Here is a 5,925-nt window from a genome sequence, read left to right as displayed (position 1 = left end):
GAAATCGCCCTGCTTGATGTCCGTTGCCGAGGCGTTGGCGACGCCCGAGATCTTCCAGCCGGCCTTGAGCTTGATCGCGTCGGTATCGCCCTGGCGGGTTTTCACGGTGAGCAGCGTGGGCTTAAAACTGACCACCGTGCCGCGCACACGAAGCGCGCCTGCGGCTTGGGCGGCGCCCGCGCCGGCGACGGAAAGGCTGGAAATCGTGCCGAGCACGACCATGACTGTCTTCAAGTTCATTGCAAAAAATCCTTCCGGGAGAGAACTGGCTGGAACCGGATGGTTTCGCGCCAGCGACCCGGAGATAACGAATGGGCGCGGCGAAACTGCCGGCAAAAGGCCAATCAGGCCTTCAAAACAACTTGATCGCGACGTGTGCGCCAGAGGCCGCGCCAGGCACCCGGTTCACGATCCCGTGACGGCCATTTTGGCCCTTGGCAAATCACCAGTGAGAGGGCATCTTCCCGACCGTCTCAGGCAACACTCCTCATTTGATCAAACTCTTTCAGTCATGGAGTTGCCAATGCCCCATAATGCGAAAAGCGAACCCCACTCCGAACCGGCAACCAACGGGAGCGGGCCAGATTACAACACCCTCAGAGCGATGCGGGAGACCCGCGGTTACAGCGTGGAAGAGCTCTCCCTGACATGCGGCCTGGCGGTGGACGAGATTGAGGATATCGAAAGCGGCAGAGTGACCGATCCGTCGAAGCTGCGTCGTATTGTGTCCGCGCTTCACCTTCCCCAGGAAGCTCTGATCACCCCGGCTGCGCCGCCGGCGGCGCAAGGTCGATCGCTGGCGTAGACCCGCACCAGGCATTCCAGAGAACCCGCCAAGGCCCTCTTGGCGGGTTTCTTTGTACCTGCCGCAGCGTCTGCTTCAGCCTGGCGCTTGCCGATTTGTATGCCGCGCGTGCTTATATGCGCGGCGGCCCCGGCTGCTGGACAGCAATCCGCCGTCCTTCAAGTTTTTGAACCATGGGTTTTTCGATATGAGCCTGGACTCCGTTCGTGCGTTCTTCGCCGCCCACGCGCCTGACATCGACGTCATCGTCACGGAGGCGAGCTCGGCGACGGTGACCCTGGCGGCCGAGGCGCATGGCGTGCTGCCGGCGCAGATCGCCAAGACGATCTGCCTGCGCGTCGGCGACCGCACCATGCTGGTGGTGACCAGCGGCATCGCCAGGCTGGACAACCGCAAGTTCAAGGACCAGTTCGGCGGCAAGCCGCGCATGCTCGACGCGGCGGAAGTTGTCGAAGCGACGAGCCACCCGGTCGGCGGCGTCTGCCCGTTCGGCCTGCCGGCGCCGCTGCCGGTCTATTGCGACGTATCGCTGCGCGAATTTGACGAGGTCGTGCCCGCGGCAGGCGCCACCAATGCGGCGGTGCGGATCAGCCCGCAGCGCATGGTTGAGCTAATCGGCGCCGAATGGGTCGATGTGTGCCAGGGGTAGCCCCTCGACGCTTTGGGATGGAAAGTTCACGACGCATCTCGCGTCATTAACTTGGAGGATACGCCGCCCGGCGCATTGACATCACGGTATCCTGCAGCCAGCAGGGCGGCCGCGACATCGGCGGCTTCTATCCCATCAAGCAGACCCCGATGCTTGATCGATCTGGACTTAGGCTTTGCTTTCCTGCGAGCACAGCTGAGGATCGCGCTGAGGCGCGTTGGGTATGGTCCCTGTTGCGGGGACCCTGTGGAAAGCGTGCGCCCATGACGAATCTCGTCATGTCAGCCAAGTGAATCGGCTATTTGTATTGGTGATTGCCGGCGGCAATCCACCAAAGGATGCGCAGTTCAAGGATTCTTCCGTGGTAAACAGCATTTCGAGGGCGATAATTTTGACGGCCGCAGTCTTTCTTGCTGTTAGCGCCATCTGGCAAGGTGCACATGATGCTTGCAGTCCTGTTGCGCATTACGGACTCTGCCAGTTCTCCTCCAATTTCCACTGGGAGTGGCTGTATGACTACCAAACACTAATCGCGGGCTTGGTTGCTTTGGCTGGCGCCTGGTGGGGCGTGCGCGCAATCAATATGCAAATGAGGCAGGAGATTTGTCTTGAAGCCGAGAGGCTGGCAAGCCGCAGAGCGGCAGCCCGCGCCACTCTGCCGCTATCGCTAAGCCTCCTTTCCGAATACGCCGAAGAGTGCGCCTCGATACTAAGAAGCCTGCTAGACAGGTGTGTTGATGGATCGCTTCCACGATCAGTCAAAGTAAAAGATTTTCCTACGCCTCCGGCCGAAGCAATTCAGGCTTTTAAGGAAATGACGGAGGTGTCGCTTCCGACCGACAGGGAAACATTGGCGGCCACTCTGACGAAAATACAGATTCAGAGGTCGAGGATAAGCTCGATAGTCCCCAAAAGGCGCCCGGAGCGAATGATCGTGGCGGCCGCCAATTTGGAAGAATACATTCTCGACGCTGCCGAAATTTACGCGCGGTCCGCTGCGCTGTACGATTACGCGAGGCGTAAAACCGAAAAAATTCCAGATGCAGTAGTTACCATAGATTCGCAGATCAGCGCGCTCAATAACCTTGGGATTTTTGACGAACTGCGAGAGAGGCTGGTGGCTACGCTGAGAAGACGAGCCAAGCAGCCGGATTAGACCCGCCCTCACTTCCAGGCGGCAAGCTGCCGCTGATGTTGCTATCATTCAAAGAACGGTAACGCCAAGCCAGCGCATTGCCGTTCATCCTGCGCTGAGATCGCCGCGCCATAAGAGATAGGGGCTTCCTAAGCATGCACCCGCTTCAATTCCTCAAGGACTTCGTAGAACCATCGGTTGCCGAGTGGGCGGCCCAGGACCTGAGCGTGCGGCATGCCATAATCGCACTGGGTGAAATTGATAATCTAGCCGAACACTTCATCCGGCACACTAATCCAATCGCGCAAAAAGTCAGCTTGGAGCGGGATTCCCTCGGCTCGGCCGTGCCTGCGTTGGCCATCGCACGGGACATACACGACACTCACAAGCACGGAGCACTAGGCAGAAAAACAGCAACGATCACTCGGGGCCAAAAACCAACCAAAGCTCAGCGCGGTGGGGGATTTTCAGCTGAAACGTTCAGTTCAGGATTCGATATTGGTGAGCCTGCTCTTGTGGTGACAGAGGATGACCAGACCCGGCAATTCTTGGATGACGTTATTGGGGAGGCCATGAGGTATTGGCGAGCCGAGATTGCGAAGCTCCCAGTTTAGCAGGGAATGGATCTCGTAAAATGCTTTGAGCTCCGAGCATCCTGCTCATCTGCAGGCGGCGACCAGCCGACATTCTGAAAATCTGCGGGTGCTTTGAAAGACACTGGTTGAGCAAATCTCAGATCGCCAATGCGCACGGATGCAGAACATCCAACTGTCCAGTTCGGGACTTTTCTCGGGAGTCCTGTTCCGAGACTGGCGATTTGAGTGCCCTTCGTTCCGAAAAGGGAAAAGGCGCTTCCGGCGCCTTCGATAAAAACTAGGGGCTTCAAGGAAACTAATGGTCGGAGTGGCCGGATTCGAACCGACGACCCCTTGACCCCCAGTCAAGTGCGCTACCGGGCTGCGCTACACTCCGGACCGGTCGCGATGTATCGTGATAACCCCGTGCGGGTCAACCGAATTCCGCGACTTTTATCCCGCTGCGATTGCCGGTGCCGGCGAGCCCTGAAAGGCAGGCCGCAACAACCGCTGGTGCCTGTATTCCAGAGCGATGGCGCCCCAGATCAGGCCGAGCAGCAGGTACACGTGGCGCCAGTGGTCGATGTCGATGAAGGTGCCGAGCCCGATATTGCCGATGAAGGCGACATAGGCGCACAGGAGATAGGGCTGCCACGGCCGGTCGCGCAGCAGGATGCGGAAGCCGGCTGCTATCGTCCACAAGACGAGCGCGAGGAACGACACGAAGCCGAGCCAGCCATAATCCATCAGCATCTTCAGCCAGATGTCGTGGGTGTCTTCACCGAAGATCGTGCCGAAGACCAGCGGGCCGATGCCGAACGGATGCTCCATCGCCATCTGGAAGCCGATGCCGTAGCGGGCGAAGCGGCCGAGCCGGGCGGTGTCGTAGCTCTGTTCGAGATGGGCACGGTTGGAGAACATCTCCGACACGCCGGGCAGCTGCAGGATGACGATCATGGCGACGACCAGCAGCGCCAGTGCTGCAATCGTCATCACCACCACGCGCAGCCGGAACATGCCGCTGGCGCTCTGCAGGAACAGGCAGCCGGTGAGCAGGACGGCCGAAACGGCGAACATGCCCCAGGCGCCGCGCGAAAAGGAGAAGAAGATGCCGGCGGTGATGATCAGCAGTGGCACCGCCAGCAGCGGCATGCGCGTCACCGGTCCGGTCAGGAGCAAATAGAGCAGATAGATGCCGGGCAGCACCAGGAACGGTCCAAACACGTTCGGATCCTGGAAGGCGCCGGCGGCACGGTCGTATTTGGTGAACATCTCGGCGCCCGGAAAGGCATGGAAGTAGCCTGCAATGCCAAGCAGCGAGGTGGCCACGGCCGAAACCACATAGGCAATGAAGATCAATCGGTAGAGGCTCGGCTGTACGGCTGTGATCGATGCGAAGAACACCGCGCTGAAGGCGAGAAACAGCGACACGGCGAGATAGAGCGGCGTGTTGGCGAGGTCCGCCATCTGCGTCATGGAGATCATGCCGCCGATGTTCATCGTCACCAGCAGCACCAGCAGCGGCGTTGCCGCGCGGGAAATCCGCAAGCCGAAAAGCGCCCAGATGGCAATCAGCCCCGCCATGTAGAGCTCATAGGGCGCCGGCTCGCTGATGACGAAGCCGGACAGCAGAATGCCGATGAAGACCGCGCCCGAGGAAATCAGCGCGACCAGCTTGGCGTTGACCACGACCTGCGGCAGATCATGGCTGATCGCGCTCAATAGGCGTTTTCCGTATTGAGCAGCCGGAGCGGCGTCAGGAACAGGATCCGCAAATCGAACAGCAGCGACCAGTTCTCGATGTAGTAGAGATCATACTCCGTGCGCATGCGGATCTTCTCGTTGGTGTCCATCTCGCCGCGCCAGCCATTGATCTGCGCCCAGCCGGTGACGCCGGGCTTGACCTTGTGGCGGGCGAAATAGCCGTCGACGACCTCGTTGTAGAGCAGGTTATGCGACTGCGCGGCGATGGCGTGCGGACGCGGGCCGACCAGCGATAGCGAACCCAGAAGCGAATTGAAGAACTGCGGCAGCTCGTCGATCGAGGTCTTGCGGATGAAGCGGCCGACGCGGGTGACGCGAGGATCGTTCTTGGTCACCGTCTGCTTGGCGGTCGGGTCGGCCTTGTCGGTATACATCGAACGGAACTTATAGACCTCGATGATCTCGTTGTTGAAACCGTGCCGCTTCTGATGGAACAGCACCGGACCCTTGCTGTCGAGCTTGATGGCGATGGCGGTCGCCAGCATCACCGGCGAGAACACGACGATGCCGATCAGGCTGAAGACGATGTCGAAGGCGCGTTTGGCCACCGAATCCCAGTCGTTGATCGGCTTGTCGAAGATGTCGAGCATCGGCACCGCGCCGATGTAGGAATAGGCACGCGGGCGAAACTGCAGTGCGTTGGAATGCGCCGAAAGCCGGATGTCGACCGGCAGCACCCACAGCTTCTTCAGCAACTGCAGAACGCGGGATTCGGCGGTCAGCGGCAGCGACACGATCAGCATGTCGATGCGGGCGATGCGGGCGAATTCAATCAGTTCCGAAATGGTGCCGAGCTTGGGGTAGCCGGCGACGATGGGCGGCGAGCGCTTATCGCCGCGATCGTCGAAGATGCCGCAGATGCGGATATCGTTGTAGGGCTGCTTTTCGACCGAGCGGATCAGGATTTCCGCCGCCTTGCCGCCGCCGACGATGACGGCGCGCCGCTCCATGCGGCCATCGCGCGCCCAGGCCCGGATCAGCTTCGACATTACCAGCC

The 5,925-nt window shown here is 60.1% G+C and carries 6 protein-coding genes, 1 tRNA gene and 1 pseudogene; 4 read left to right on the top strand and 4 right to left on the bottom strand.

The window, feature by feature from the left end:
- Positions 1-240: pseudogene (locus EN925_RS19650) on the bottom strand (hypothetical protein); the annotation flags it as partial.
- On the opposite strand from EN925_RS19650, the gene EN925_RS40805 reads away from it, so the two are divergent.
- From EN925_RS40805 to EN925_RS19630, 4 genes are all read left to right on the top strand, one after another.
- Positions 221-805 (top strand): helix-turn-helix transcriptional regulator, encoded by a 585-nt coding sequence (locus EN925_RS40805; RefSeq protein WP_245460911.1) that lies wholly within the window; start codon positions 221-223, stop codon positions 803-805. The pseudogene EN925_RS19650 and the gene EN925_RS40805 sit on opposite strands and share 20 nt — an antisense overlap.
- Positions 806-992: 187 nt before the next feature.
- Positions 993-1,454, top strand: a complete 462-nt coding sequence (locus EN925_RS19640; RefSeq protein WP_127368450.1) for a YbaK/EbsC family protein — start codon at positions 993-995, stop codon at positions 1,452-1,454.
- Positions 1,455-1,677: 223 nt separating this feature from the next.
- Entirely contained in the window at positions 1,678-2,610 is a 933-nt protein-coding gene (locus EN925_RS19635) for a hypothetical protein (RefSeq protein ID WP_127368451.1), read from the top strand.
- Positions 2,611-2,744: 134 nt separating this feature from the next.
- Positions 2,745-3,203 (top strand): hypothetical protein, encoded by a 459-nt coding sequence (locus EN925_RS19630; protein WP_127368452.1) that lies wholly within the window; start codon positions 2,745-2,747, stop codon positions 3,201-3,203.
- Positions 3,204-3,484: 281 nt separating this feature from the next.
- Here EN925_RS19630 and EN925_RS19625 read toward each other — a convergent pair.
- The 3 genes from EN925_RS19625 to EN925_RS19615 all read right to left on the bottom strand — a co-directional run.
- Positions 3,485-3,561: transfer RNA gene (locus tag EN925_RS19625), tRNA-Pro, on the bottom strand.
- A 56-nt stretch (positions 3,562-3,617) separates the two neighbouring features.
- Positions 3,618-4,886 carry an O-antigen ligase family protein gene (locus EN925_RS19620; RefSeq protein ID WP_127368453.1) on the bottom strand — a complete coding sequence of 423 codons (1,269 nt, stop codon included), beginning with the start codon at positions 4,884-4,886 and terminating at the stop codon, positions 3,618-3,620.
- Positions 4,883-5,925 (bottom strand): undecaprenyl-phosphate glucose phosphotransferase (locus tag EN925_RS19615; RefSeq protein ID WP_128336824.1); only part of this gene is annotated, 1,043 nt, incomplete at its 5' end. The genes EN925_RS19620 and EN925_RS19615, both read right to left, overlap by 4 nt.

It is taken from the genome of Mesorhizobium sp. M7A.F.Ca.US.006.04.2.1, from assembly GCF_004022915.1.
Taxonomy (GTDB): Bacteria; Pseudomonadota; Alphaproteobacteria; order Rhizobiales; family Rhizobiaceae; genus Mesorhizobium; species Mesorhizobium ciceri.
This window is presented reverse-complemented; position numbering and strand designations above follow the sequence as displayed.

Bases quoted from the DNA above. Each gene is read 5' to 3' on its own strand.
- EN925_RS40805 (WP_245460911.1), top strand. From the start codon at position 221: ATGACTGTCTTCAAGTTCATTGCAAAAAATCCTTCCGGGAGAGAACTG.
- EN925_RS19640 (WP_127368450.1), top strand. From the start codon at position 993: ATGAGCCTGGACTCCGTTCGTGCGTTCTTCGCCGCCCACGCGCCTGAC.
- EN925_RS19635 (WP_127368451.1), top strand. From the start codon at position 1,678: ATGGTCCCTGTTGCGGGGACCCTGTGGAAAGCGTGCGCCCATGACGAA.
- EN925_RS19630 (WP_127368452.1), top strand. From the start codon at position 2,745: ATGCACCCGCTTCAATTCCTCAAGGACTTCGTAGAACCATCGGTTGCC.